Source organism: Micromonospora sp. KC723 (genome assembly GCF_004348595.1).
Classification (GTDB): Bacteria; Actinomycetota; Actinomycetes; order Mycobacteriales; family Micromonosporaceae; genus Micromonospora.
Genome location: NZ_SMKD01000044.1, coordinates 13345 through 39872 on the forward strand (window position 1 = coordinate 13345; position 26528 = coordinate 39872).

25 protein-coding genes are annotated in these 26528 nt (G+C 73.0%); 22 read left to right on the top strand and 3 right to left on the bottom strand.

The features are described from left to right. Positions 1–140 precede the first annotated feature (140 nt). Positions 141–1292 (bottom strand): CAP domain-containing protein, encoded by a 1152-nt coding sequence (locus tag E1165_RS12700; RefSeq protein WP_132391031.1) that lies wholly within the window; start codon positions 1290–1292, stop codon positions 141–143. Positions 1293–1666: 374 nt separating this feature from the next. On the opposite strand from E1165_RS12700, the gene E1165_RS12705 reads away from it, so the two are divergent. From E1165_RS12705 to E1165_RS12715, 3 genes are all read left to right on the top strand, one after another. Beyond that, complete coding sequence (locus tag E1165_RS12705) at positions 1667–1861, top strand: hypothetical protein (protein WP_132186639.1); 195 nt, start codon at positions 1667–1669, stop codon at positions 1859–1861. Between the two features lie 278 nt (positions 1862–2139). Beyond that, positions 2140–5733 (top strand): chromosome segregation protein SMC, encoded by a 3594-nt coding sequence (gene smc / locus E1165_RS12710; protein WP_132391033.1) that lies wholly within the window; start codon positions 2140–2142, stop codon positions 5731–5733. Beyond that, a complete protein-coding gene (locus E1165_RS12715) occupies positions 5733–6353 on the top strand; it encodes an HAD family hydrolase (protein ID WP_132391035.1) in 621 nt (206 codons plus the stop codon). Before smc ends, E1165_RS12715 begins: the two co-directional genes overlap by 1 nt. Positions 6354–6430: 77 nt before the next feature. Here the strand turns inward: E1165_RS12715 and E1165_RS12720 are convergent, their stop codons facing one another. Together E1165_RS12720 and E1165_RS12725 are read right to left on the bottom strand one after the other, a co-directional pair. Beyond that, positions 6431–6961 (bottom strand): DinB family protein, encoded by a 531-nt coding sequence (locus E1165_RS12720; protein WP_132391037.1) that lies wholly within the window; start codon positions 6959–6961, stop codon positions 6431–6433. Between the two features lie 68 nt (positions 6962–7029). Next, positions 7030–8742, bottom strand: a complete 1713-nt coding sequence (locus tag E1165_RS12725) for an alkaline phosphatase D family protein (RefSeq protein WP_132391039.1) — start codon at positions 8740–8742, stop codon at positions 7030–7032. A 154-nt stretch (positions 8743–8896) separates the two neighbouring features. On the opposite strand from E1165_RS12725, the gene ftsY reads away from it, so the two are divergent. The 19 genes from ftsY (at position 8897) to E1165_RS12820 (ending at position 26502) form a co-directional block, all read left to right on the top strand. Further along, positions 8897–10078, top strand: a complete 1182-nt coding sequence (gene ftsY / locus E1165_RS12730) for a signal recognition particle-docking protein FtsY (protein WP_132391041.1) — start codon at positions 8897–8899, stop codon at positions 10076–10078. A gap of 6 nt (positions 10079–10084) precedes the next feature. Then, complete coding sequence (locus E1165_RS12735; protein ID WP_207916867.1) at positions 10085–10948, top strand: aminoglycoside phosphotransferase family protein; 864 nt, start codon at positions 10085–10087, stop codon at positions 10946–10948. A 231-nt stretch (positions 10949–11179) separates the two neighbouring features. Then, the gene (locus E1165_RS12740; protein WP_132391043.1) at positions 11180–12592 is read left to right on the top strand and encodes an ammonium transporter; all 1413 of its coding nucleotides are present in this window, start codon (positions 11180–11182) and stop codon (positions 12590–12592) included. Between the two features lie 25 nt (positions 12593–12617). Continuing rightward, positions 12618–12956 carry a P-II family nitrogen regulator gene (locus tag E1165_RS12745; protein ID WP_207914370.1) on the top strand — a complete coding sequence of 113 codons (339 nt, stop codon included), beginning with the start codon at positions 12618–12620 and terminating at the stop codon, positions 12954–12956. 12 nt (positions 12957–12968) lie between these two features. Further along, complete coding sequence (locus E1165_RS12750) at positions 12969–15275, top strand: [protein-PII] uridylyltransferase (protein ID WP_132391045.1); 2307 nt, start codon at positions 12969–12971, stop codon at positions 15273–15275. A gap of 115 nt (positions 15276–15390) precedes the next feature. Then, positions 15391–16941, top strand: coding sequence for a signal recognition particle protein (ffh, locus tag E1165_RS12755; RefSeq protein ID WP_132391047.1), 1551 nt, complete (start codon positions 15391–15393; stop codon positions 16939–16941). 69 nt (positions 16942–17010) lie between these two features. Beyond that, a complete protein-coding gene (locus tag E1165_RS12760; protein ID WP_132391049.1) occupies positions 17011–18090 on the top strand; it encodes an amidohydrolase family protein in 1080 nt (359 codons plus the stop codon). 78 nt (positions 18091–18168) lie between these two features. Then, positions 18169–19575, top strand: coding sequence for a proline--tRNA ligase (proS, locus tag E1165_RS12765; RefSeq protein ID WP_132391051.1), 1407 nt, complete (start codon positions 18169–18171; stop codon positions 19573–19575). A 49-nt stretch (positions 19576–19624) separates the two neighbouring features. After that, positions 19625–20245, top strand: a complete 621-nt coding sequence (locus E1165_RS12770) for a DUF402 domain-containing protein (RefSeq protein WP_132391053.1) — start codon at positions 19625–19627, stop codon at positions 20243–20245. 241 nt (positions 20246–20486) lie between these two features. After that, on the top strand, positions 20487–20927 hold the full coding sequence (rpsP, locus tag E1165_RS12775) for a 30S ribosomal protein S16 (protein WP_132391055.1): 441 nt from the start codon (positions 20487–20489) through the stop codon (positions 20925–20927). Continuing rightward, on the top strand, positions 20902–21162 hold the full coding sequence (locus E1165_RS12780) for an RNA-binding protein (RefSeq protein ID WP_132265132.1): 261 nt from the start codon (positions 20902–20904) through the stop codon (positions 21160–21162). Before rpsP ends, E1165_RS12780 begins: the two co-directional genes overlap by 26 nt. A gap of 2 nt (positions 21163–21164) precedes the next feature. Continuing rightward, positions 21165–21758, top strand: coding sequence for a ribosome maturation factor RimM (gene rimM / locus E1165_RS12785; RefSeq protein ID WP_207916868.1), 594 nt, complete (start codon positions 21165–21167; stop codon positions 21756–21758). Positions 21759–21773: 15 nt separating this feature from the next. Next, entirely contained in the window at positions 21774–22562 is a 789-nt protein-coding gene (trmD, locus tag E1165_RS12790) for a tRNA (guanosine(37)-N1)-methyltransferase TrmD (protein ID WP_132391060.1), read from the top strand. 143 nt (positions 22563–22705) lie between these two features. Beyond that, positions 22706–23065, top strand: a complete 360-nt coding sequence (gene rplS / locus E1165_RS12795) for a 50S ribosomal protein L19 (RefSeq protein ID WP_132265126.1) — start codon at positions 22706–22708, stop codon at positions 23063–23065. A 190-nt stretch (positions 23066–23255) separates the two neighbouring features. Continuing rightward, on the top strand, positions 23256–24131 hold the full coding sequence (lepB, locus tag E1165_RS12800; RefSeq protein ID WP_132391062.1) for a signal peptidase I: 876 nt from the start codon (positions 23256–23258) through the stop codon (positions 24129–24131). After that, positions 24128–24760, top strand: a complete 633-nt coding sequence (lepB, locus tag E1165_RS12805; protein ID WP_132391064.1) for a signal peptidase I — start codon at positions 24128–24130, stop codon at positions 24758–24760. The genes lepB (E1165_RS12800) and lepB (E1165_RS12805) overlap by 4 nt, the downstream gene beginning before the upstream one ends. Before the next feature lie 58 nt (positions 24761–24818). After that, positions 24819–25376 carry an NUDIX hydrolase gene (locus E1165_RS12810; RefSeq protein ID WP_132391066.1) on the top strand — a complete coding sequence of 186 codons (558 nt, stop codon included), beginning with the start codon at positions 24819–24821 and terminating at the stop codon, positions 25374–25376. Beyond that, positions 25370–26182 carry a ribonuclease HII gene (locus E1165_RS12815; RefSeq protein WP_132391068.1) on the top strand — a complete coding sequence of 271 codons (813 nt, stop codon included), beginning with the start codon at positions 25370–25372 and terminating at the stop codon, positions 26180–26182. The genes E1165_RS12810 and E1165_RS12815 overlap by 7 nt, the downstream gene beginning before the upstream one ends. After that, the gene (locus tag E1165_RS12820; RefSeq protein WP_007075222.1) at positions 26179–26502 is read left to right on the top strand and encodes a DUF2469 domain-containing protein; all 324 of its coding nucleotides are present in this window, start codon (positions 26179–26181) and stop codon (positions 26500–26502) included. Before E1165_RS12815 ends, E1165_RS12820 begins: the two co-directional genes overlap by 4 nt. Positions 26503–26528: the final 26 nt, after the last annotated feature.

Here is a 26528-nt window from a genome sequence, read left to right on the forward strand (position 1 = left end):
CTCCCGGGTCCCGGGCGACGCCGTGCCGCCCCGCGCCGGTACGCCGGGCGTCGCGCACGACGCGCCTCACCCGGTCAAACGAGCGCGCCCCCGGCCGGGACGCGGCGGGCGTCGTGACCGGGGGCGTGTCGGCGGACCGCTCAGCGGGGCGCGGCGAAGACCTGGGTCCAGTACGGCCCGTTACTGGTCGCCACACCGACACCGATCTCGGTGAAGGCGCAGTTGAGGATGTTCGCCCGGTGTCCGGGGCTGTTCATCCAGGCGTTCATGACCGCGGCCGGGGTCTTCTGGTTCCAGGCGACGTTCTCGCCGTAGGTGCGCCAGCGGTAGCCGACCCGGTCCAGCCGGGTTCCGGCGTTGCTGCCGTCACTGCCGGTGTGCGACATGGTCCGGTGGTCGGCCTGGTCCTGGCTGTGCCGCTGGGCGGCGAGCATGAGCTTGTCGTTGACGGCCAGCTTCCCGCAGCCGGCCTTGGCCCGCTCGGCGTTGACCAGGTCGACGACCTCCTGCGCCTGGTTGCTGGCCTCGCCGCTCAGCGTGGTCGTGGTGTTGCCGCCCGTGCCCTGCGCGCTGCCGTTGCGCGCGCCGTTCTGCCGGGACGCGGCCGTGGCCCGTGCCGGCGGGGGCGTCGGCCTGGTCGTCTTGGCCGGCGTCGGCTTCGGGCTGGCGCTGGTGGGCGAGGCGGTGGGGGAGGGGCTGGTGGTCGGCGACGGCGACGCGGCGGTGGCCGGGACGACCTCGGGCACCACCGGGGCGGCGGCCACCGGGTCGGCGAACGACGCCGGGTCGGCCTGGCCGCCGTCGTCGGGCAGCACCAGAGCGCCGACGCCGAGGCTCACCACCAGGGTCGCGGCTGCGGCGGCGCCCCCGACAGCCAGTGGACGTCGCAGCCGCCGCCGGTGCCGCCCCGGCGTCTCGGCGGCGGGGACGGTGTCCGGGATTCCGTCGGCCGCCGCGCCGGCGGCCGACTCGTACGGGGCCGGCGGGGGTCCGCTGGCCCCGGCGGGCCGGTCGGCCACCGGCTGGTACGGGGCGACCGGTCCGGTCTGCTCGGTGTGCCAGCCGCCGGCCGGCGGGTGGGAGGCTTCGGCCGGCGGCGGGGAAGCGGTGCGGTCGGCCCCGGCCGGCCATGCGCCGGGTGGCGCGGCGGCGGGCTGCTCCGGGGCGTCGCCGAACAGGTACGCCGAGCGTGGCTCCGGACGGTCGGTAAGCCAGCTCGGTTCGCCGTCGGTCGGCGGCTGCGGCCGCCGGGGGGTGCCGTCCGGTTCGTTGGGGTCAGTCCAGCCGTACACGCCTGTCGCCTCCACGGGTTCGGTAGCGGGCCGGGGTGACGCTACGGACGTGCCGCGAAGTGCGGCAACCTCGCTAAGGAAGAGTTAAGAGAGGACGCCTCACGTAGTGACCCTACGCACATTCTCTGGCGTACAGTAAAGGAGTCCGGACAGAGCGTGTCCGAGCCTTGCGGCCCCCGGCGAGTGAACAGGGTAGACGTGGAGATGATCTACGGCCTGCGGCAACTTGACGAAACAGGGGTTGTCGGCTCAATATATAGGTGTCGCCAGTCGCGCCCAGCCATGCCCGGATTTTGCCGGGAAAAAGCAGTCGCGAACAGTTCGTGGGCGCGCGTTGGCCGGCCATTCCGGCAGCGCATATCAAGGAGTTCAGCATGGCGAAGGCCCTCTTCGGCCACGTAGGTGCAGCGCCCGACCGGCGTCTGCTCGACGAGGTCACCCGACTGCGTGCCACGGTTCAGGCACTGGAGTTCGAGATCACGCGTCTGCGTGCCGAAAACGATCGGCTCGCCGCGGCGGCTGCGGAGGCTGACGGCCTCCTTCGCCTGGCCGAGCCGGCGCTGACCTGATCTCTCTCGGGATCCGCACAACCGAATAGCACCACCGAAACAACGCGCGCCGACACTCAAAGTGCCGGCGCGCTGCTCTGTCCGCCGCAATTCCGCGGGCGCAATTCCACGATCTTGGCGTCGCCGGTGGCCGGTCATATCCCCGCTGCCGGCGCATCGGGCGGGCGGTGACGTGCGGGTCGCGTGCCGGCGGGCCGCCACCGAGGGGTTAGTCTGCGGGTTCACCAGGTCCGCGCAGCCCGCGACGGTACGGCGGCCACCGGACGAGGATCGAGAAGGTGCATCTCAAGAGCCTGACGGTGAAGGGGTTCAAGTCCTTCGCCTCCGCGACGACCCTGAAGCTGGAGCCCGGGATCACCTGCGTGGTCGGCCCGAACGGCTCCGGCAAGTCCAACGTCGTCGACGCCATCGCCTGGGTGCTCGGCGAGCAGGGCGCGAAGGCGCTGCGCGGCGGCAAGATGGAGGACGTCATCTTCGCCGGCACCGCCGGGCGGGCGCCACTGGGTCGGGCCGAGGTCACCCTCACCATCGACAACACCGACGGCGCGCTGCCCATCGACTACACCGAGGTCTCCATCACCCGCCGGATGTTCCGCTCCGGCGAGAGCGAGTACGAGATCAACGGTGACTCCTGCCGCCTGCTCGACATCCAGGAACTGCTGTCGGACTCCGGCATCGGCCGGGAGATGCACATCATCGTCGGGCAGGGCCGGCTCGACGGCATGCTGCACGCCAAGCCGGAGGACCGCCGGGCGTTCATCGAGGAGGCGGCCGGCGTCCTCAAGCACCGCAAGCGCAAGGAGAAGGCGCTGCGGAAGCTCGACGCGATGCAGGTGAATCTCAACCGCTTGACCGACCTCACCGCCGAGCTGCGCCGCCAGCTCAAGCCGCTGGGCCGGCAGGCCGAGGTGGCCCGCCGCGCCGCCGCCATCCAGGCCAACCTGCGCGACGCCCGGCTGCGGCTGCTCGCCGACGACCTGCACACCCTGCGGACCACCCTGAACAAGGAGATCGCCGACGAGACCGCGCTGCGCGAGCGGCGTGAGCAGGTCGAGGCGGAGCACGCCGAGGTCCAGGCCCGTCTCGGTGAACTGGAGGCCGTCCTCGCCGAGGACGCGCCGCTGCTCGCCGCCGCCCAGGACACCTGGTACAGGCTCTCCGCCCTCCAGGAGCGGTTCCGCTCCATCGAGCAGCTCGCCCGGGAGCGGCTGCGTCACCTCAGCGCCACGCCCGACGACGAGCGCCCCGGACGCGACCCCGACCAGCTGGAGGCCGAGTCGCAGCGGGTCCGCGAACAGGAGGAGGACCTGCGCGCGGCGCTGACCGAGGACCAGATCCGGCTGGCCGAGGCGGTCGAGCAGCGGCAGGAGCTGGAACGCCAGCTCGCCGCCGCCGAACGGGACCTGGTCGCCGCCGCCAAGGCCATCGCCGACCGGCGGGAGGGGCTCGCCCGGCTCACCGGCCAGGTGAACTCCGCCCGGGCCCGCACCACCAGCGCCGGAGAGGAGATCGAACGGCTCGCCGCCGCACACGCCGACGCCCTCGCCCGTGCCGAGCAGGCCCAGGCGGACCTGGACGCGGTGGCGGAGCAGTCCACCGAGGCCGACCGGGACAACGCCGAACTCGACGAACGGCACGCCGAGGCGGTCGCCGTCCAGGAGCGCGCCCAGACCGCCGTGCGCGCGCTCGCCGACGCCGAGCGCGCCGCCGAGAAGGACGCCGCCACCTGGAAGGCCCGCGAGGAGGCGCTCGCCCTCGGTCTGCGCCGCAAGGACGGCGCGGGCGCGTTGCTCGCCCGCGCCGGCGAGGTACCCGGTCTGCTGGGCAGCCTGGCCGGGCTGCTCACCGTGGCCCCCGGCCACGAGGCGGCGCTCGCCGCCGCGCTCGGCGGGCTCGCCGACGCGGTCGCGGTGACCGGGGTGGACGAGGCCGTCGAGGCGATGCGGCTACTCAAGATCTCCGACGCCGGCCGGGCCGGCCTGCTGGTCGGCAGCCCCGCCGGCCCCGGCATGGACGGACCCGCCGACGCGCTGCGCCCGAAGCTGCCCGAGCACGCCCGCTGGGCCCCCGACCTGGTCGAGTGCGCCGCCGAGATCCGTCCGGCGGTACACCGCGCGCTGCGGGACGTGGTGCTCGTCGACGACCTCGCCGCCGCGGCGGAGCTGGTCGCCGGCAACCCCGAGCTGCGCGCCGTCACCCCGGACGGTGACGTGGTCGGGGCGTACGCGGCGGCCGGCGGGTCGGCCAAGGCACCCAGCTACCTCGAGGTGCAGGCCGCCGTGGAGGAGGCCCGCGCCAACCGGGCCACCGCCGAACGCACCAGCGCCGAGCTGCGTGAGCGGCTGGTCGAGGCCCGCGCCGAGGTGGCCGCCGCCAAGGAGGCGGTGCAGCACGCCGCCGCCGCGAAGCGGGAGGCGGAGAGCCACCGCAACGCCGCCGCCCGCCGGCTCGCCGAACTCGGGGCCGCCGCCCGGTCGGCGAGGGCGGAGACAGACCGGCTCGGGGAGTCCCGGGCCCGTGCCGAGGCCGCCCGGGAACGTGACCTGGCCGCCCTGGCCGAGCTGGAGGAGCGGCTGCGGCTGGCCGAGGCCACCCCGCTCGACGCCGAACCCTCCACCGACGAACGGGACCAGCTCGCCGCGATGGTGCCCCGGGCCCGGCAGAACGAGATGGAGGTCCGGCTGGCGGTGCGTACCGCCGAGGAGCGGGTCGCGTCCATCGCCGGTCGGGCCGACTCCCTCGCCCGGCAGGCCGCGGCCGAGCGGGCCGCGCGGGAACGCGCCGCCGCCCGGCGGGCGGCCCGTACCCGGGGCGCCCAGATCGCCCGGGCGGTGGTCGGCGGCGCCCGGGAGGCGCTCACCCGGCTCACCGGGTCGATCGCGGCGGCCGAGGAGCACCGCGACGCCGTGGCGCGCGAGCGCGCCACCCGCGAGGCCGAACTGTCGGAGGTACGCGGCGCGGCCAAGCGCCTCGGCGCGGAGCTGGAGCGGCTCACCAGCCAGGTGCACCGCGACGAGGTCGCCCGCGCCGAGCAGCGGCTGCGCATCGAGCAGTTGGAGGCGAAGGCGGCCGAGGACTTCGGTCTCGACGTGGAGACCCTGGTCGCCGAGTACGGCCCGGGTCAGCTCGTGCCGCCGACCCAGGCCGATGTCGCCGCCGCCGAGCGGGACGGCCTGCCGGTGCCCGACCCGGTCCGCTACGAGCGGCCGGTGCAGGAGAAGCGGGCCGCCAAGGCGGAACGGGAACTCGCCCTGCTCGGCAAGGTCAACCCGCTCGCGCTGGAGGAGTTCGCCGCGCTGGAGGAACGCTACAAGTTCCTCTCCGAGCAGCTGGAGGACCTCAAGGCCACCCGCCGGGACCTGCTCACCGTGGTCAAGGACGTCGACGACCGGATCCTGGAGGTCTTCGCCAGCGCGTTCGCCGACACCGCCCGGGAGTTCGAGCAGGTCTTCACCGTGCTCTTCCCCGGCGGCGAGGGTCGGCTGGTCCTCACCGATCCCGACGACCTGCTCACCACCGGCGTGGAGGTCGAGGCGCGACCGCCGGGCAAGAAGATCAAGCGGCTGTCGCTGCTCTCCGGCGGCGAGCGGTCGCTGACCGCGGTGGCGATGCTGGTGGCGATCTTCCGGGCCCGGCCCAGCCCGTTCTACATCATGGACGAGGTCGAGGCGGCGCTGGACGACGTCAACCTGGGCCGGTTGATCACCCTGCTGGCACAGTTGCGGGAGAAGAGTCAGCTGATCGTCATCACGCACCAGAAGCGGACGATGGAGATCGCCGACGCGCTGTACGGGGTGACCATGCGCAGCGGGGTCACCCAGGTCATCAGTCAACGGCTCAACCGGGCCGACGACGGGCAGGAGAACGACTAGTGGGTCGGGAACGCGCCACGGCGCTCCTGGTGGACTTCGACGGGGTACTGCGCCGCTGGGATCCGGCGGTGGCATCCGGGGTCGAGCGGGCGTACGGGCTCTCGGCGGGGGTGCTCGGCGAGATCGCCATGCAGTGGGGGCGGCTCCAGCCGGTGCTGACCGGCCAGGTCAGCCACGCCGAGTGGATGGCCAGCGTCGCCGACGCGCTCACCCCGTCCCTCGGTGACCCGGGCCGGGCGCGCGCCGCGGTCGAGGAGTGGCAGCGCTACCGGGGCGAGGTCGACCCGGACGTGCTGGCCTTCGTCCGCGAGGCGCGGGCGGGCGGGATCAAGGTGGGTCTCGGCACCAACGCCACCGATCTGCTCGACGCCGACCTGGCCGCGCTGGGTCTGGTCGGGGAGCTGGACGTGGTGGTGAACTCCGCGGTCGTCGGCGTGCACAAGCCGGCCAAGGAGTACTTCCGCATCGCCTGCGCGGCGCTGGAGACCCCGCCGTCGCGGGTGCTCTTCGTCGACGACGAGGACCGCGCGATCAGCGGCGCCCGGACCGCGGGCCTGCCGGCGTACCGGTGGAGCGGGCCGGACGGCCTGCGCTACCTGCGGGCGGCGCTGGCGTACTGAGTCGGCCAGCCCGGCTCGCCGGCAAGGCGATTCCCGGGTGGGCGACAGGGTTGGCGGGCCGGAGCCGACCGGGCGGCTCAGTCGCCGGTGACGCCGTCGATGCGTTCCCGGATCAGGTCGGCGTGGCCGTTGTGCCGGGCGTACTCCTCGATCATGTGCAGGTAGACCCAGCGGACGCTGATCTCGTCGGCGCCGCCGCCGCGGCGGCGGGTCTGGAAGGTCTGCTCCAGCGACAGGCCGGCGGCGGCGGCGCGGGCCGACGCCACCTCGGCGGCGAAGGTGGCGAAGTCGGCCTCCGCGTCGGCGTCGGCGACGTCGTCGAAGTCGCCGTCCGGGTTCTCCTCGGTGCAGTAGACGCCGTCGATGCCCTCGCCCGCGGCCCGGATACGGAACCAGACTCGCTCCACGTAGGCCATGTGCCGGACCAGGCCGAGCAGGGTCAGCCCGGACGGCTGCACGCTCGGCGTCTTCAACTGCTCGGCGGTCAGCCCCGCGCACTTGAGCAGCAGGGTGTCGCGGTGGAAGTCGAGCCAGCCCTCCAGCATGGTGCGTTCGTCGGCGACGTACGGTTCGTGGGTCCGGGTGATCTCCGGCGCTCTCCAGGTCATGCCGGCCATCCTCCCGGTTGTTCCCGGCGACCGGCGACGGGGTTACGGCCTCGGGCGGGCCGGGGCGCTCAGCCGGCGCGGCTCAGCCGCCGCCGGGCCACCACGCGCAGGCCGCCGTCGCCGGTGGTGCCCTCGATCAGCACCTCCGCCTCCCGCCCGGTGTGCGCCAACGTCGCCACCGCGTTGCCGAAGTACGGTCCGGCCAGCTTCTTCCACCGCACACTGGGCCGGCGCACCCCGGCCGAGCGGGCCAGCGCCCGGGCGGCCGTGGCCGGTCCCCGGCTCCAACCCAGCCTCATCAGCGGGCGCATCCCCGCCGGGACCTGGTTGTGGATCGGGGAGCAGGTCAACTGGTGCACCGGGGTACGGACCGCCGGGTCGTCGAACCGGGCCCGCGCCACGTACGAGTGGTGCACGTCGCCGGAGAGCACGCTGATCGAGGCGGGTGCCGGGTACGCCGGCCCTGCCCCGACCCGGTCCCCGGGGGCCCCCGCCGTGCCGCTGCCCAGCCGGGCGAAGAGGGCGCCCAGCGCCTCGAACGAACGGCGGAACGCCGCCCAGTGCTCCAGGTCACAGCCGCGACGGATGCGCTCGGACAGCCGCGCCACCCACGGCCGGCCGGAGTCGGCCAGGCGCTCGTTCCACGCCTCCACGTGGTGGATGGCCGGCGGTAGCAGCCAGGGCAGCGACGCACCCACCACCAGGTGGTCGTAGACGCCGTGCGCCCGGTCCAGGAACCAGGACCACTCGCCGGCCGGCAACATCGCCCGATTGCCCGGCTCCAGCACCCGGCTGCACCGGTTGTCCAGCACCACCAGACGGGTCCGCCCCAGGTCGAGGGCGTAACTCCACTGGTACTGCACGGCTCGCCAGCGTTCGGTGTCGTGTGCCTCGTCGGCCTCCCGGTCGACCCGCTCGCCGAACTCGCGCAGCACCTCGGTGGCGTCCTCGGCGGCCATCACCTTGGCGTACAGCGGGTCCCGCGCGATCTCGTCCGGGGCCAGGTTGCCCAGGTGCTGGTAGACCCAGTACGAGGCCAGGCCGCTGCGGATCCGCTCCGCCCACCACGGCTGGGTCCGCATGTCCGCCCGCCACGACGCCGAGGTGTTCCAGTCGTCGATCACTTCGTGGTCGTCGAAGATCATAACGCTCGGCACGGTGGAGAGGAGCCACCGGATCTCCGGGTCACGCCAGGATTCGAGGTAGAGCTTCGTGTACTCGTCGAAGCTGACCACCTGGGTCGCCGGGGCTTCCTTCGGCCGCCGCCGGCGTCGCCGGAGCAGCCGGCGCACCGTGGGGGAGGTCACGTCGGCGTAGACCTGGTCGCCGAGGAGCACCAGCAGGTCGGGCAGGCCCGCCGGGTCCGGCTCGGCCACCAACCGCCGGGCGTACGCGTCGAGCGCGTCCGGGGGCAGCCGGCGGGCGGTGGCGTGCTGGGTGGTCTCCCGGCAGGATCCGAAGACCAGCCGCACCGGCTGGTCCCGGTCGTCGGCGGCCCTGGTCCGGATCACGCTGGGCGGGAAGCCGTCGCCGGGCGCCGGCCAGGCGACCTCGTCGTCGACCAGCACCTGGTAGGAGTTGGCGCTGCCCGGGGCGAGCCCGGTCACCACGACGAGCGCGTAGTGGTGGTCGTACGCGGAGAAGGTCGGCGCGGAGCCGGACGCCCCGTCGGCCGTGCGGACGGTGACCACCGCGGGCCCGCTGGTCTCCACCCAGACGGTGGCCCGGGTGCCGACCACCCGCCGCAGCAGAGGTCCGATGAGCAGGCGCGCGGCGGGCATGGCGGACCTCCGGGGATGAGCGGACTTCATCTTTACTACCCCGCCGGCGGCCGCACCACTGCTGGCTGTGGGCGAGCCTACTGCCGCCCGTGCCGGGCGGCACGGGGGGTGCGGTCGATGAGACGCCGTCGCCGGCATCTGACAGGATTTCGGCATGAAGGAATACCTCCTCGTCGCACTCGCCCTGCTCGGTGTGCTGATCCTCGGCGCCCTCAGCCTGGTGGTGCCCCGGCTGCGCCGGCGCCCCGAGCCGCCGCTGCCGGAGACCGCGGTCGACACCCGGGCCGAGGAGGGCCTGGCCGGTCCGCCCGTCGAGGCACCCGAGTCCGAACTCTCCACCGGCGTCCTGGTCGAGCCGCCGGTGGTCGAGGCGCCCCCCCTGGAGGTTCCCGAGCCGACCGCCGGCCGCCTGGTACGGCTGCGCTCCCGGCTGTCCCGCTCGCAGAACGCCCTCGGCAAGGGCCTGCTCGGCCTGCTCAGCCGCGACCATCTCGACGAGGACGCCTGGGAGGAGATCGAGGACAGCCTGATCACCGCCGACGTCGGCATCGACGCCACCCGGGAGATCGTCGACCGGCTCCGCGAGCGCACCCGGGTGCTCGGCACCCGCTCCGCCACCGAGTTGCGCGCGCTGCTCGCCGCCGAGCTGGTCAACGCCCTCGACCCGACCCTGGACCGGTCGCTGCGGACCACCCCGAAGGAGGGCGTGCCGGCGGTGCTGCTGGTGGTCGGCGTCAACGGGGCCGGCAAGACGACCACCTGCGGCAAGATCGCCCGGGTGCTGGTCGCCGACGGCCGTACCGTCACCCTCGGCGCGGCCGACACCTTCCGGGCCGCCGCCGCCGACCAGTTGGAGACGTGGGGCGGCCGGGTGGGCGCGCAGACCGTCCGCGGCCCGGAGGGCGCCGACCCGGCCAGCGTCGCCTTCGACGCGGTGCGCCGGGCCATCGACGCCGGCACCGACACCGTGCTGATCGACACCGCCGGCCGGTTGCAGAACAAGGTCGGCCTGATGGACGAGCTGGGCAAGGTCAAGCGGGTGGTGGAGAAGCACGGCCCGATCGACGAGACGTTGCTCGTCCTCGACGCCACCACCGGGCAGAACGGCCTGGAGCAGGCCCGGGTCTTCACCGAGGTGGTCAACGTGACCGGCGTGGCGCTGACCAAGCTCGACGGCACCGCGAAGGGCGGCATCGTGATCGCCGTACAGCGCAAGCTGGGCATCCCGGTCAAGCTGGTCGGCCTCGGCGAGGGCGCGGACGACCTGGCCCCGTTCGATCCGGCGCAGTTCGTCGACGCGTTGCTCGGGACCGAGCCGCTCGCCCGGGACGCGTAACCTCGCGTGACGAACGACGATCGCGCGTACGCCGGGTGGCGCGAGGCCCGCCACCCCGGTCCGCGCCTGGGGAGACCGTACGTGACCTCGCAGGAGATCCCGCTGCACGGCGGGAACGTGAGCACCGTGGTGCGGGTCGGCGACACCGTCCGGCGCAACGCCGGCCCCTGGACGCCCGCGGTGCACGCCCTGCTGCGTCACCTGGAGTACGTCGGGTTCAGCGGCGCGCCCCGCGCGTTGGGCATGGACGAGCGCAACCGGGAGGTTCTGTCGTACCTGGAGGGGGAGTGCGGGGAGTACCCGCTGGCCCCGCACTGGGTCACCGACGAGGCGCTGGTGACCGTGGCCACCATGCTGCGGATGTTCCACGACGCCCAGTACGGTTTCGCGCCCCCGGCGGGGGCGGTCTGGCGGTCGTTCGGCCCGCCCCCGCCGGACACCGAGGTGATCTGCCATCACGACGCCGCCCCGCACAACGTGATCTGGCGGCCGGACGGCACCCTCGGGCTGATCGACTTCGATCTGGCCTCCCCGGGTGCCCGGATCTACGACGTGGCGTACGCGGCCTGGACCTGGGTGCCGATCTTCTCCGACCGGGACTCGATCACCCTTGGCTGGAAGCGACCCGACCGGCCCCGCCGGCTGCGCCTGTTCGCCGACGCGTACGGGTTGATCCCCCGGGACCGACACCGGCTGATCCGGACCATCCGCAAGCGGATCGTGGACCACGTGGAGGGCATCCGCCGGATGGCGGCGGCCGGTGAGCCGGCGTTCGTCCGGATCGTGCACAAGGGTCACCTGCGGCGCCCGATGCGCGACCTGCGCCTGCTCGACTACGAGCGGCACACGCTGGAGCGGGCCCTGTACTGAGCCGGGCAAGCCGCAGAAAACGGGACATCCCGCTCGCAACGTCTCTTTTTGTGGGGCCTCCTCGGCCGATGATCGCGGTTCTTCACATGCCGGAAACAAGCCGTCACGTGCCGGAAATCGAGTGGTGTCGGTGAAGGAAACAGGCGGCGGCCAAGCTTCCGCGCAACCGGCGTACGGGCGACGCTGCCCCGGAAGCCGCGAAGGAGGGAACTTCACCTTTAGGAGGCCAGCGTGCCTGAAGCACCGACGATCGACGGCGGCAACACCGTTTGGCTGCTGGTTTCGACCGCGCTCGTGCTGCTCATGACCCCCGGACTGGCGCTGTTCTACGGCGGACTCAACCGGTCCAAGGGTGTGCTCAACATGATGATGATGAGCTTCTCGGCCATCGGGCTCATCTCTGTTCTGTGGTGGTTCTACGGATTCAGCGTCGCCTTCGGGTCCGACGTCAACGGGCTCTGGGGCGACCCGGGCGCCTACCTCGGCACCAAGACCTTCCTGGCGGAGACCGACCTGTGGGGCGCGACCGCCGAGAACCCCAGCGGCATCGGGGTCCCGCTCTACGTCTTCATGGCGTTCCAGATGGTCTTCGCGGTGATCACCGTCGCGCTGATCAGCGGCGCGGTCTCCGACCGGGCCAAGTTCGCCGGCTGGCTGATCTTCGCCTTCGGCTGGGCCAGCCTGGTCTACTTCCCGGTCGCCCACTGGGTGTGGGGCGGCGGCATCATCGGCGCCAAGATCCACGCGCTGGACTTCGCCGGTGGCACCGCGGTGCACATCAACGCCGGTGCCGCGGCGCTCGCCCTGGCCCTGGTGCTCGGCAAGCGGCTCGGCTGGCCCCGTGAGGGCATGAAGCCGCACAACATCCCGCTGGTCGCGCTCGGCGCGGGCCTGCTCTGGTTCGGCTGGTTCGGGTTCAACGCCGGCTCGGAGCTGACCGTGGACTCGGTCGCCGGCCTCGCCTTCATCAACACCCAGCTCGCCACCGCCGCGGCGGTGCTCGGCTGGATCGCGGTCGAATGGATCAAGGACAAGAAGCCGACCATGGTCGGCGCCTCCTCCGGCGCCGTCGCCGGTCTGGTCGCCATCACCCCGGCCTGCGGCTTCATCGCGCCCTGGGCGGCGGTCCTGCTCGGCGTCGTCGCCGGTGTGGTCTGCGCGCTCGCCATCAGCCTGAAGTACAAGCTCGGCTACGACGACTCGCTCGACGTGGTCGGCGTGCACTTCGTCGGCGGCTGGATCGGCTCGCTCTGGCTCGGCCTGTTCGCCACCAACTCGGTCAACGCCGCCATCACCGACGTGGTCGGCGCCTCCGACGGCCTCTTCTACGGCGGCGGCGTCACCCAGCTCGGCCGGCAGGCCCTCGGTGGTCTGATCGTGACGGTCTGGTCGTTCGCCGTGGCCTACGGCCTCGCCATCGCCATCGAGAAGACCATCGGCTTCCGGGTCAAGGCGGAGGCCGAGGTCGAGGGCGTCGACATCGCCGAGCACGCGGAGAGCGCGTACGACCTGTCGCCGACCACCGGCAGCGCCGGCGGTGGGGCGTTCGCGATGGCCGGGCTGACCCCGGGCGCCGCGAAGCCGGCCTCGGAGGAGGCCTCCGCGCCGGCCTCCGCGCCGGTGGACGAGAAGGTCGCCGGTTAACGTTCCGAGAATGGAGGGGTTGGACATGAAGCTGGTGACCGCGGTCATCAAGCCGTACCAGCTGGACGCGGTGAAGGAGGCGCTGCACGCCCTGGGCGTGGCCGGCCTGACCGTCAGCGAGGTCCAGGGGTACGGACGGCAGAAGGGGCACACCGAGGTCTACCGGGGTGCGGAGTACACGGTCGAGTTCCTACCCAAGATCCGGGTCGAGGTGCTCACCGACGAGATGGACGTCGACAAGATCGTGGACGCCATCGTCACCGCGGCCCGGACCGGCAAGATCGGCGACGGGAAGGTCTGGGTGACCGGCGTCGAGGAGGTCGTCCGGGTCCGTACCGGCGAGCGTGGCCTCGACGCGCTGTGAAGGTTCGCTGAGATGACCCCGTCGACCAGGAGCACCGCGTCGGACACCCCCGCACCGACCGACGCGTCCGCCCCGGCCGACGGGGTCGGCGGTATCGGAGAGGCGGTCCGGGCCAGGCGTGCGCAGGGGTACGACGCCTGGCTCGGGTCGCTGCTGCCCGCCCGGGACGGGATCGCGCTGGTCGCCGTCGGCGGCCTGGGCCGGCGGCAGTGCGCCCCGCACGGCGACCTCGACCTGGTGCTGCTGCACGCCGGGGTGCCCGGGGTGGACGAGCTCGCCGCCTCGCTCTGGTACCCGATCTGGGACGCCGGGGTGCGGCTGGACCACTCGGTGCGTACCCTCGCCGAGGCGCTCTCGGTGGCCCAGGACGACGTCAAGGTGGCCCTGGCCCTGCTCGACGCGCGTTTCGTCGCCGGTGACCGGGCACTGGCCGACCAGCTGGTCCGGACGGCCGTCGACCACTGGCGGCGTACCGCCGTCCGCCGGCTCCCCGCGCTGCGGGAGATCACCGAGGCCCGCTGGCGTACCCACGGGGAACTGGCCTTCCTGCTCGAAGGCGACCTCAAGGAGGCGGCCGGCGGGCTGCGCGACGTGGGCCTCCTGCGCGCCATCGCCACCGCCGGGATCACCGACGCGCTGCGCCCCGCCGTCCACGCCGCGCACCTGCGCCTGCTGGACACCCGGGACGCCCTGCACCAGCAGGTCGGCCGCCGGGTCGACCGGCTGATCGCCCAGGAACGCGACGGGGTGGCCCGGCTGCTGGGTCTGCGCCGCTCCCCGTCCGAGGCCGGTCCGGACGGCGTCGCCGTCCACGACGGCGACGCGCTGCTGCGGCGGGTCGCCGGGGACGCCCGCACCATCGGTCACGCCCTCGACGACGCCTGGCGGGCCGCGGACCGGTTGCGCTCCGGCCGTCGTCGCGGCGGGGACGACCGGCCGGTGCGCCGTCCGGTCGCCCGGGACGTGGTCGAGCACGACGGTGAGCTGGTGCTCGCCCGTACCGCCATCGGCGCGCGCCCCGATCCGAGCCTGTCGCTGCGGGTCGCGGCGGCGGCGGCCGCCACCCGGCTGCCGATCGCCCGGGCCACCTGCGAGTGGCTCGCCGCGTACTGTCAGCCGTTGCCGTCGCCCTGGCCCCCGGCCGCCCGCGCCGCGTTGACCACCCTCCTCGGGGCCGGCGCCGGCCTGCTGCCGGCGTGGGAGACCTGCGACCGGTACGGCCTGATCGACGGCTGGCTGCCCGAGTGGACCCGGATGCGCAGCCTGCCCCAGCACAACCCGGTGCACCGGTTCACCCTGGACCGGCACCTGGTGCAGACCGCGTACGAGGCGAGCCGGCACACCCGGGACGTGGACCGGCCCGACCTGCTGCTGCTCGCGGCGTTCCTGCACGACATCGGCAAGGGGCTCCCGGGCGACCACAGTGTCGTCGGCGCGCCGATCGCCGAGGAGGTCGCCGGCCGGATCGGTCTGCCGGCGTCGGAGGCGGCGCTGATCGGCACGTTGGTCCGGCTGCACCTGCTGCTGCCCGATGTGGCGACCCGGCGGGACCTGTCCGACCCGAAGACCGTCGCCGGGGTCGCCGAGCAGGTGGGCGACACCACCACCCTGGACCTGCTGCACGCTTTGGTCCAGGCCGACGCGGCGGCCACCGGACCGGCCGCCTGGTCGGACTGGAAGGGGCGGCTGGTCGCCGAGCTGGTCGGCCGGGTGCGCACCGCGTTGGACACCGGTGTGGTGCCTCCGCCGCCGGCCCCGGATCCGGCGCTGGTGGCGGGGCCGCTTCCCGTCGTGCACCTGGCGGAGGACCGGGTGTCGGTGGCCGCGGCGGACCGTCGGGGCCTGCTCGCGACGGTGGCCGGTTGCCTGGCCCTGCACCGGCTGGAGGTGCTCGCCGCGGACGCCACCACGGTCGACGGCCGGGCCCTGGTGGAGTGCCGGGTGCAGCCGCGGTACGGTCTCGGGCCCGACCCGATCGCGCTCAGCACCGACCTGCGTCGCGCCGTCAACGGGGACGTCTCGGTCACCCAACGGCTGCGTGGCCGGGCCCTCGCGGCCCGGGGCGCGGGTGCCGCGCCCCGGGTGGTCTGGCACCGGGAGGCGGCCACCGACGCGGTGTTGCTGGAGTTGCGGGCCGCCGACGCGGCCGGGCTGCTCTACCGGGTGACCTGCGCTCTCGACGAGGCCGGGGCCCAGGTCCGCGCGGCCCGCATCTCCACGCTGGGCGGCGACGTGGTGGACGTGTTCTATCTGGTCGGCGGCTGGCCGGAGGACGCCGAGCGGGCCCGGCTGGAGGCGGCCGTGCTGTCCGCCGTCTGAGGCGGGGTGGTGGCCGGGCCGGAGCACGGTGGCCGGCGGCGGGCTACCCTAGCGGTGGCTGGACAACTGCCCGGCCGCGTTGTGATTGCCGGAAAACGACAAACGGGATGTTCGCGTGTTTGACACCTTGAGTGACCGCCTCTCCGGGATCTTCACCAAGCTCCGCGGCAAGGGCCGGCTCACCGACGCCGACATCGACGCCACCGCGCGCGAGATCCGCATGGCGTTGCTGGAGGCGGACGTCGCGCTGCCGGTGGTCAAGGGCTTCATCGCGAACGTCAAGGAGCGGGCGCGCGGCGCCGAGGTGTCCCAGGCGCTCAACCCGGCCCAGCAGATCGTCAAGATCGTCAACGAGGAGCTGGTCACCGTCCTCGGCGGCGAGGGGCGGCGGCTCCAGTTCGCCAAGCAGCCGCCGACGGTGATCATGTTGGCCGGCCTCCAGGGTTCCGGCAAGACCACCCTCGCCGGCAAGCTGGCCCGCTGGCTCAAGGCCCAGGGTCACCAGCCGCTGCTGGTCGCCGCCGACCTCCAGCGTCCCAACGCCGTCGGGCAACTCCAGGTGCTCGGCGGGCGCGCCGGTGTCGAGGTGTACGCCCCGGAGCCCGGCAACGGCGTCGGCGACCCGGTGCGGGTGGCCCGGGCGTCGATCGAGCACGCGAAGCGGATTGCCCGCGACATCGTCATCGTCGACACCGCCGGCCGCCTCGGTATCGACGCCGAGATGATGCGGCAGGCCGCCGACATCCGCGACGCGGTCGACCCCGACGAGGTCATCTTCGTCATCGACGCCATGGTCGGCCAGGACGCCGTCCGCACCGCCGAGGCGTTCCGCGACGGTGTCGGCATCACCGGCGTGGTGCTGTCGAAGCTCGACGGCGACGCCCGGGGTGGCGCCGCGCTGTCGGTCCGGGAGGTCACCGGGCAGCCCATCCTCTTCGCCTCCACCGGCGAGAAGCTGGAGGACTTCGACGTCTTCCACCCCGACCGGATGGCCAGCCGGATCCTCGGCATGGGCGACGTCCTCACTCTGATCGAGCAGGCCGAGCAGGCCTTCGACGCCGATCAGAAGGAGAAGATGACCGCCAAGCTGATGGGCGGCGAGCAGTTCACCCTGGAGGACTTCCTCGACCAGCTCATCGCCGTCCGCCGGATGGGTCCGATCGCCAACGTGCTGGCCATGATGCCCGGCATGGGGCAGGTGAAGGACCAGCTCGCCGACCTGGACGACAAGCACTTCGACCGGGTCACGGCGATCATCCGGTCGATGACCCCGGCCGAGCGCACCAACCCGAAGATCATCAACGGTTCCCGGCGGGCCCGCATCGCCACCGGTTCCGGGGTCACCGTCATGGACGTCAACCAGCTACTCAACCGCTTCGCCGACGCGCAGAAGATGATGAAGCAGATGGGCGGCGTGATGGGCCTGCCCGGGGGCCGCCGTAAGGCCACCAAGTCGCCGAAGAACAAGCGCAAGGGCACCAAGGGTGGCGGCCGGCCGCGGATCGGCGCCGGTGGCGTGCCGGGTGGCTTCCCGGGTGGCATGCCGCAGCTCCCTCCGGGCATGGACCCGGGCGACCTGGCCGGCGGGCAGGGTCTGCCCCCGGGCTTCAAGCTCCCGAAGATCGACTTCAACAAGCTCGGCAAGGGCGACAACCGCCCCCGCTGAGCGGGTGTCGGCGACGTGGGGCAGCGGGTGCTCGGGCGTACGGCGGCGTGATCCGGTAGGACTGGGGGCATGGCTCTGCACGTACGCGGTGTGCTCCTGCCCGACGACGAGGTCCGGGATCTCTGGCTGGTCGGCGACCGGGTCACCTTCGACCCGGTGCCCGGCGCGGAGACGGTCGTCGAGGGCGGCTACGTCCTGCCCGGCCTCACCGACGCGCACTGCCACATCGGCATCGCCCGAGGCGGCGCCCCGATCGCCTCGCTGGACCAGGCCCGCGAACTCGCCCGTACCGACCGCGACGCCGGGGTGCTCGCCATCCGCGACGCCGGCTCCCCGTACCCGTACCCGGAACTCGACGACGAGCCGGACCTGCCCCGACTGGCCCGAGCGGGCCGGCACATCGCCCCGCCCAAGCGGTACCTGCGCGACATCGGCGTGGAGGTCGACGCGGCCGAGGTCGCCGCGACCGTGGCCGCGCAGGCGCGGGCCGGCAACGGCTGGGTCAAGCTGGTCGGCGACTGGATCGACCGCCAGGCGGGCGACCTCGCGCCCGCCTGGGACGCGGACACCATGACCGTGGCCGTCGAGGCGGCCCACGCCGCCGGCGTACGCGCCGCGGTGCACACCTTCTCCGAGACGGCCGTGGAGATCATGGTGCGGGCCGGGGTGGACTCGGTGGAGCACGGCACCGGCCTGAGCCTCGACCTGATCGACCTGATGGCCCGCCAGGGCACGGCGCTCGTACCCACGATGGTCAACATCCGGACCTTCGGCGGGATCGCCGACCAGGCCCGGGCGAAGTTCCCCGGGTACGCCGACCACATGCTCGCCCTGCGGGACCGCTTTCCGGAGGTGGTGCGGGCCGCGTATGAGGCGGGGGTGCCGATCTACGTCGGCACCGACGCGGGCGGCGGCATCGACCACGGCCTCGCCGCCGAGGAGATGCTCCTGCTGCACGAACGGGCCGGCATGTCCACCGAGGACGTGCTCGCCGCCGCCTCCTGGCGGGCCCGCGACTGGCTCGGGTTCCCCGGGCTGGTCGAGGGCGGCCTGGCCGACCTGGTCGTCTACCCCGAGGATCCACGGGCCGACCTGCGGGTCGTCCGAGCCCCCTCCCGCATCGTCCTGCGTGGCCGGGTGCTCCGCTGACCGGCGGTCGGTGGCGTGGCGCGGCGGTGGGCCGCCCGGACGCCACGGCGGCATGGTCGCCGCATAGGATGTGCGGTCATGGCGCGCGTGCTCACTCCCCGGGCGGAGGACTTCCCCCGCTGGTACCAGGACCTCATCGCGAAGGCGAAGCTGGCCGACAACGGCCCGGTCCGGGGGACCATGGTCATCCGACCGGCCGGCTACGCCATCTGGGAGCGGATGCAGGCCGAGATGGACGCCCGGATCAAGGCGGCCGGCGCGGAGAACGCGTACTTCCCGTTGTTCATCCCGGAGAGCTACCTCAAGCGCGAGGCCGAGCACGTCGAGGGCTTCTCGCCGGAACTGGCGGTGGTCACCCACGGTGGCGGCAAGCAGCTCGCCGAGCCGGTGGTGGTACGTCCCACCAGCGAGACGGTGATCGGCGAGTTCATGGCCAAGTGGATCGACTCGTACCGGGACCTGCCGCTGCTGCTCAACCAGTGGGCCAACGTGGTCCGCTGGGAGCTGCGTCCGCGGATCTTCCTGCGGACCAGCGAGTTCCTCTGGCAGGAGGGGCACACCGCGCACGCGACCCGGGAGGACGCCCGGGCCTACGCCCGGCGGATCCTGCACGAGGCGTACGAGGACCTGATGGTCAACGTGCTCGGCATCCCGGTGGTGGTCGGCCTGAAGACCGCCCGCGAGCGCTTCGCCGGCGCGACCGCCACCTACACCTGCGAAGGCATGATGGGCGACGGCAAGGCCCTCCAGCTCGGCACCAGCCATGAGCTGGGGCAGAACTTCGCCAAGGCCTTCGACATCAGCTACTCCTCCGCCGAGGGCGGCCGGGAGCACGCCTGGACGACCTCGTGGGGCACCTCCACCCGGATGCTCGGCGGCCTAATCATGTGCCACGGCGACGACAACGGTCTGCGGGTGCCGCCGAGGCTGGCGCCGATCCAGGCGTACGTGATGGTGGTCAAGGACGGCGAGGGCGTCGGCGAGGCGGCGGCCAAGCTCCGCGAGGCGCTGCGCGACGCCGGCGTCCGGGTCGCGCTCGACGACCGTACCGACACCCCGTTCGGCCGCCGGGCAGTCGACGCCGAGCTGCGCGGCTACCCGGTACGCGTCGAGGTCGGCCCCCGCGACCTGGCCGCCGGCAACGCGGTCGTGGTCCGGCGTACGGACGGCTCGAAGGCCCCCACCCCGGTCGCGGACGTGGTCGGCGCGGTGCTGGCCGCTCTCGACGCCGACCAGCGGGCGCTGCACGACCAGGCCCTGGCCCACCGTGAGTCCCGCACCGTCGAGGTGTCGACGCTGGCCGAGGCGATCGAGGCGGCGGCCACCGGTTGGGCCCGGGTGCCGTGGTCGGCGGTCGGCGTGGCCGGCGAGGCGGAGGCGAACGGGCAGGGCGTGACGGTACGTTGCCTGCTGCGAGCCGACGGCTCGGTGCCGGACTCGGAGGACGAGTCGGACCTGGTCGCCATCCTCGCCCGCGCCTACTGACGTGCGGCCGGGCGGTCCCGCCGACCGGTTCGCGCCGGGTCGGCTGATCATGCATCGGAACGTGCGGCGCGGCCGGATCGGCTGGGCCCGGACGGCCCGCGTCGTCGTCGACGACGACCGGGGCCTGCTGCTCTGGGTCGCCCGGGACACCCCGGTGGCGCACGAGGTGACCTCGGCGGGCCTCGGCATGCGCGCGGTGCCCTTCGCCGAGTGGGTCACCTCGTCGTACCGGCTGGCGCGGGGCCGCTGGGACGGCCCGCCGGTGCTGAAGTTCCTGCCCACCGGGGCGGCCCACTCGGTCTGGTGGTTCCGCGACGGGCGCGGCCGGTTCGCCAACTGGTACGTGAACCTGGAGGAGCCCGGCGTCCGCTGGGACGACGGCGTCCTCGCCGGTGTCGACGTGGTGGACCAGGACCTCGACGTGGTGGTCCACCCGGACCGGAGCTGGGTGTGGAAGGACGAGGAGGAGTTCGTCGAGCGGCTCGCCTTTCCCGACCACTACTGGGTGGCCGACGAGGCCGCGGTGCGTGCCGAGGGGGAGCGGGTGATCGCCCTCGCCGAGGCGGGGGTCTTCCCCTTCGACGGCACCTGGTGCGACTACACCCCGCCGGCGAACTGGACCGTGCCGGACGAGTTGCCCCCGGGTTGGGACCGTCCGCCGGCACGCTGAGACGTGTTCCATGTCACGTCGACGTCGGCTCCGCGCGCGGTGTCCGGGTCCGGTGCGAGAGATCGCCGGTGGATCTGGCAGAATGGGTCGCTGGTATCCGGCGCGCGTCCGGCGCCCTCTAACCCGGGCGTGTCGCCAGTCCACCGAGCAGTCTCCGGCCCAACCCCACTGTGCCGGTCGGCGCTCACCCGTGCACACCGCCCGTCCGGGCCGGTGAGATCGCAACAGGAGCGAAACAACTGTGGCCGTAAAGATCCGGCTCCTGCGGATGGGTAAGATCCGCAACCCGCAGTACCGCATCGTCGTCGCCGACTCGCGTACCAAGCGTGACGGTCGCGCGATCGAGTTCGTCGGCGTGTACCAGCCGAAGGAAGACCCTTCGGTGATCGAGGTCAAGTCGGACCGGGTCCAGTACTGGCTCTCCGTCGGCGCGCAGCCGAGCGAGGCGGTGCAGCGTCTGCTGGAGCTGACCGGTGACTGGCAGAAGTTCAAGGGCCTGCCGGCCCCGCCGCCGCTGAAGGTCGCCCCGGAGCGGGCCGACCGCAAGGCGGCGTACGAGGCCGAGGCGAAGGCCGCCGCCGGCGTGTCCGAGACCCCGGCTGCCAAGCCGGCCAAGAAGGTCGCCAAGACCGAGGCCCCGGCCGAGGTTGCTGCTCCTGCCGACGCCGGTGAGCAGGCCTGACGTGGCACTGCGTCCCGCGCTGGAGCACCTGGTCAAGGGCATCGTCGACCACCCGGACGACGTGCGCGTCCGCATGATCGACTCCCGTCGGGGCAAGCGGCTGGAAGTCCGCGTGCACCCCGAGGACCTCGGCACTGTGATCGGGCGGTCCGGCCGGACCGCCAAGGCGCTGCGCCAGGTGATCGGCTCCATCGGCGGACGCGGGGTACGCGTCGACATCGTCGACTCGTACTGATGCTGCTCGTCGTCGGCAGGATCGGCAAACCGCACGGCATCCGCGGTGAGGTCACCGTGGAGGTGCGGACCGACGAACCGGAAGCACGTTTCGCCCCGGGTACGGTGCTCCGCACCGCGCCCGGGGCGAGACCCCGGGCCGAGGCCCGGGGTGGCGAGCCGCGTACCGAGCCCGGGCCGGCCGCCGCGGCCGACGCCGGGACGCGGTTCCAGGTCCCGGCGGAGCTGACCGTCGAGGCGGCCCGCTTCCACCAGGGCCGGCTCCTGGTCGCCTTCGAGGGCGTGCTGGAACGCGACGTCGCCGAGGCGCTGCGTGGCACCCTGCTCGTGGTGGACAGCGCCGATGTGGCCCCGCCGGAGGATCCGGAGGAGTTCCACGACCACCAACTGGTCGGCCTCGCCGTGGTCACGCCGGACGGCCAGCGGCTGGGCGAGGTCGCCGGGATCGACCACGCCCCCGCCTCGGACCTGCTCGTGCTGCGCCGGCCCGAGGGGCGTACCGCGTTGATCCCCTTCGTCAAGGCGATCGTCCCCGAGGTCGACCTCGCCGGCGGCCGGGTCGTGGTCGACCCGCCGGGCGGCCTGCTCGACCTGTAGCCGGAGCCACCCCTCATGCGCGTCGACATCGTGTCGATCTTTCCCGAGTACTTCGCCCCACTGGACCTGTCGCTGATCGGCAGGGCGCGGGCGAACGGGACGCTCCGGCTGGCCGTACACGACCTGCGGGACTGGACGCACGACGTGCACCGCACGGTCGACGACACGCCCTACGGCGGCGGGCCCGGCATGGTGATGCGCCCCGAGCCGTGGGGTGCGGCCCTGGACGCCCTGGTTCCGGGTGAGCTGAGCCCGGACGGGCACACCCTGCCCCGGCTGCTGGTGCCCTCCCCGGCCGGTGTCCCGTTCACCCAGGCGATGGCCCACGAGTTGGCCGCCGAGTCGCACCTGCTCTTCGCCTGCGGCCGGTACGAGGGCATCGACCAGCGGGTGCTGGAGCACGCCGCGACACGGATGCCGGTCACCGAGGTGTCCCTCGGTGACTACGTGCTCTTCGGTGGCGAGGTGGCGGTGCTGGTGATCCTCGAGGCGGTCACCCGGCTGCTGCCGGGGGTGTTGGGCAACGCGGGCTCCCTGGCGGAGGAGTCGCACGCCCACGGGCTGCTGGAGGCTCCCATGTTCACCAAGCCGGCGACCTGGCGTGGGCTGGAGGTGCCGGAGGTGCTCCGTTCCGGCGACCACGGCAGGATCGCCCGCTGGCGGCGGGACGAGGCGCTGCTGCGTACGGCGGCCCGCCGTCCCGACATGCTCGCCGCGCTGGCCCCGGGCAGCCTCGACAAACGCGACGTCGCCGCGTTGGAGCGGGGTGGGTTTCCACCGCCGTCGGAGGATGTGGCAAAGTAGGGGGGTTGCCGCTTCCACCCACGCCGTGGGCGGGAGCGAGGGCCCTCGACCGGGGCCGGCCTCGCCGGCCACCACCCGGGGGTCAGAATCACCCATCCGCGCATCGACTGACGGTGCGCCGTGAGCCTTACGAGGACGCAGCGATGAACATCCTGGACGCCCTTGACGCCCAGTCGAAGCGGGTCGACCTTCCCGACTTCCGTGCCGGTGACACCGTGAAGGTGCACGCGCGGGTCGTCGAGGGCAACCGGTCCCGTGTCCAGATCTTCCAGGGCGTCGTCATCCGTCGCCAGGGTGACGGTCTGCGCGAGACCTTCTCGGTCCGCAAGGTCAGCTTCGGCGTCGGCGTGGAGCGGACCTACCCGCTCAACAGCCCGGCGATCGACCGGATCGAGGTCGTGACCCGCGGTGACGTCCGCCGCGCCAAGCTCTACTACCTGCGTGAGCTGCGCGGCAAGAAGGCCAAGATCAAGGAGCTGCGCGAGAAGCAGCCGGCGAGCTGAGACACCGCTCGCCACGCCGCCTGAACTGCACGGATGTCGTATCGGCCGGATCGCACTACCCTGGTCGTACGGGCGCAGGAGGGCGGCGACGCCGCGACGGTGGTCACGGCACGCGACTGTCCACTACCGCCCGTGGGGCCTCGAGGAGGCTCCCGGGCGGTAGTGCCGTTTCTGCGGACCGGGGAGTGGCGTGGTGCAGGTGCGTGACGACAGCGGCACGGTCGACCCCTGGCGCAGGAGGGCCCGCCGCACGCCCCGACAGATGCCGCTCTGGCAGGAGTTGCCGCTGCTGCTGATCGTGGCGTTCTGCCTCGCGGTGCTGATCCGTACCTTTCTGCTCCAGGCCTTCTTCATCCCGTCCGGCTCGATGGAGGACACCCTCCTCATCGGCGACCGGGTCCTGGTCAACAAGGTCGTCTACGACGTCCGTGACCCGGCACGCGGCGAGGTGGTGGTGTTCCGCGGCACCGACCGGTGGGTGGCGCAGGAGTCGGCCGGGCCGCCGCCGGATCTCGCCGGCAAGGTCACCCGCACCCTCGGCGACCTGGTGGGGGTGAGCCGCCCCGGCGAGAAGGACTTCATCAAGCGGGTCATCGGCGTGCCCGGCGACCGGGTGAGGTGCTGCGACGCGCAGGGCCGGGTGCTGGTCAACGACATTCCGCTGGACGAGCCGTACGTGGCCCGTGACTCGCCGCTGGACGTGCCGCCCAATCCCCGGGAGTGCCGGTCACGGCGCTTCGACGAGGTCGTCGTCCCGTCCAACCAGATCTTCGTGATGGGTGACCACCGGCTGGTGTCCCAGGACGCCCGATGTCAGGGGCCGGTGCCGATCGACAACGTGGTCGGCCGGGCCTTCATGGTGGTCTGGCCGTCGCAGCGGTGGGCCACGCTGCCGGTGCCGGAGACCTTCGCCCAACTGTCCCGCCCGGCCGTCGCCTCCACCACACCCGTCGAACCGACCCCGACGGGCGGTGTCGTCCTGGTCGTCCCGATGACGGGGCTGATGTCGGTTCTCGCGCGTTCCGGACGATCTCTCTGGCCCCGGCGACGTAGGCTCCACCCGTGATTGACGAGCAGACCGAAAAGCCCCGCAGCTCCTTCTGGAAGGAGCTGCCCATCCTGCTGGGTGTCGCGATCCTGGTGGCGGTGCTGGTCCGCGCCTTCGTGCTGCAGACCTTCTTCATCCCCTCGCCGTCCATGGAGAACACGCTCCAGATCGACGATCGGGTGCTGGTCAACAAACTGGTCTACGACTTCCGGTCGCCGCACCGCGGCGAGGTGGTCGTGTTCAAGGCGCCGACGTCGTGGAGCGGCAACCCGAACGGCGAGGACTTCATCAAGCGGGTGATCGGCGTGGGCGGGGACCGGGTGGTCTGCTGCGACGCCGGCAAGCTGGTCATCAACGGCCAGCAGCTCGACGAGCCGTACATCTACTCGGTCGACGGCCAGCAGGACAAGCCAGCCGACCAGGAGTTCGACATCACCGTCCCCGAGGGGCGGCTCTGGGTGATGGGCGACCACCGCTCCGCCTCGGGTGACTCTCTGGAGCACTGGCAGCAGTCCGGCCGGGACGTGACCGAGGCGACCATCCCGGAGAACCGCGTGGTCGGCCGCGCGTTCACGGTGTTCTGGCCGGTGGACCGGGCCACCTGGCTCAGCGTGCCGAAGCCGTTCGACACGATCCCCAACCCGTAGCCGCGGCGACGTGCCCCTGGCGTGGCCTAGGGTCACCCCCGTCTGGCAGTCTGGGTCGGTGACCGTCCATACCCCTCGTCGCGCGGGCCGGGTGCTGCTCGTCGACTCCGAGGGCCGGCTGTTGCTCTTCGAGGGCTTCGATCCGGCCCGGCCGGACCACCGCTACTGGTTCACCCCGGGCGGCGGGCTCGACCCGGGAGAGACCCCGGCCCAGGGCGCGGCCCGCGAGCTGGCCGAGGAGACTGGGCTGCGGCTCGCCCCGGCCGAGCTGGGCGACCCGGTCTGGTCGGAGACGGTCGAGTTCCCCTTCGACGGCGTCCGGTACCGCCAGGAGCAGGAGTTCTTCCTGGTCCGGGTCGACGCCTGGGAGGTGGACACCGCGGGTTTCGACGCGGTCGAGCGGGCCACCGTGTCCGGGTACCGGTGGTGGCCGGCGGCGGAACTGGCCACCACCGACCAGCGGTACTACCCGGAGAACCTGCCGGTGGTGCTGGTTCGGGCGCTGGCCGGGGCGGGCCCGGCCGACCCGGGCGACGGGCCCCCGCCGTCGGGTGACCCGGTTCCGGCCCAGGCCGGCGAGGTGGTCGGCCCGGCCGACGGGGGTACGCCGTGCTGACGCCGCCCCGCACGGTGGTACGTCGTGACGGTGGGCTCTACGCGCTGGAACGGGCGCTGCAACGGCGGGGATTCCGGCACGTGGCCGGGGCCGACGAGGCCGGCCGGGGCGCCTGCGCGGGCCCGCTGGTCGCCGCCGCCGCGATCCTGCCCGAGGGGCGACGGGGCGAGATCGACGAGCTGGCCGACTCCAAGCTGCTCACCCCGGCCAGCCGGGAGCGGGTCTACCACGAGGTCGTCACCCGCGCCCTGGCCTACGCGGTGGTGGTCATCCCGGCCGAGGAGGTCGACGCGCGGGGCCTGCACGTGTGCAACCTGGCCGCGATGCGCCGGGCGCTGGCCTCGCTGACCACCCGACCGGAGTACGTGCTGACCGACGGGTTCGGGGTGGACGGCCTGGACGTGCCGGGGCTGGCGGTGTGGAAGGGCGACCGGGTGGCGGCCTGCGTGGCGGCGGCCAGCGTGCTCGCCAAGGTCACCCGGGACCGGATCATGGTGGAACTGGACGAGCGGTACCCGGGCTACGGCTTCGCCGAGCACAAGGGGTACATCACGGCCGAGCACACCGGCGCGCTGCGCGAGCTCGGGCCGTGCGTGGAACACCGCTTCTCGTACGTGAACGTGGCCGCCGTGTCCGGCCGCGACGGGGCCCCGCCCCGGGCCCGGCGGCCCGTCGGCGGACCCGCGCCCGAGCCGATGGAGCGCGCGGGCGCGCCAAGGGGTACCGTCGGCGTGGCGTTGGGCGAGCAGCCTCAGCCCTCCGCGCCGGTGGGGGAAGATGTGGTCATGGAAGGCGGAGTGCGATGAGCGCGGAAGATCTCGAGAAGTACGAGACCGAGATGGAGCTGCAGCTCTACCGGGAGTACCGCGACATTGTCCGCCAGTTCTCCTACGTGGTGGAGACGGAACGCCGCTTCTACCTGGCCAACCAGGTGGACCTGCACGTGCGTAACTCCGACGGCGAGGTCTACTTCGAGGTCGAGATGCACGACGCCTGGGTGTGGGACATGTACCGCCCTGCCCGGTTCGTCAAGAACGTCCGGGTGATGACGTTCAAGGACGTCAACGTCGAGGAACTCGAGAAGCCGGACATCTCCCTGCCCGCCGACTCCGGCTTCGGCGGCTGACCGACCCGCCCGTCCCACCGGCGTCC

Bases quoted from the DNA above. Each gene is read 5' to 3' on its own strand.
- E1165_RS12705 (WP_132186639.1), top strand. From the start codon at position 1,667: ATGGCGAAGGCCCTCTTCGGCCACGTAGGTGCAGCGCCCGACCGGCGT.
- E1165_RS12720 (WP_132391037.1), bottom strand. From the start codon at position 6,961: ATGACCTGGAGAGCGCCGGAGATCACCCGGACCCACGAACCGTACGTC.
- E1165_RS12725 (WP_132391039.1), bottom strand. From the start codon at position 8,742: ATGCCCGCCGCGCGCCTGCTCATCGGACCTCTGCTGCGGCGGGTGGTC.
- ftsY (WP_132391041.1), top strand. From the start codon at position 8,897: ATGAAGGAATACCTCCTCGTCGCACTCGCCCTGCTCGGTGTGCTGATC.
- E1165_RS12745 (WP_207914370.1), top strand. From the start codon at position 12,618: ATGAAGCTGGTGACCGCGGTCATCAAGCCGTACCAGCTGGACGCGGTG.
- E1165_RS12750 (WP_132391045.1), top strand. From the start codon at position 12,969: ATGACCCCGTCGACCAGGAGCACCGCGTCGGACACCCCCGCACCGACC.
- E1165_RS12760 (WP_132391049.1), top strand. From the start codon at position 17,011: ATGGCTCTGCACGTACGCGGTGTGCTCCTGCCCGACGACGAGGTCCGG.
- proS (WP_132391051.1), top strand. From the start codon at position 18,169: ATGGCGCGCGTGCTCACTCCCCGGGCGGAGGACTTCCCCCGCTGGTAC.
- E1165_RS12770 (WP_132391053.1), top strand. From the start codon at position 19,625: ATGCATCGGAACGTGCGGCGCGGCCGGATCGGCTGGGCCCGGACGGCC.
- trmD (WP_132391060.1), top strand. From the start codon at position 21,774: ATGCGCGTCGACATCGTGTCGATCTTTCCCGAGTACTTCGCCCCACTG.
- rplS (WP_132265126.1), top strand. From the start codon at position 22,706: ATGAACATCCTGGACGCCCTTGACGCCCAGTCGAAGCGGGTCGACCTT.
- E1165_RS12820 (WP_007075222.1), top strand. From the start codon at position 26,179: ATGAGCGCGGAAGATCTCGAGAAGTACGAGACCGAGATGGAGCTGCAG.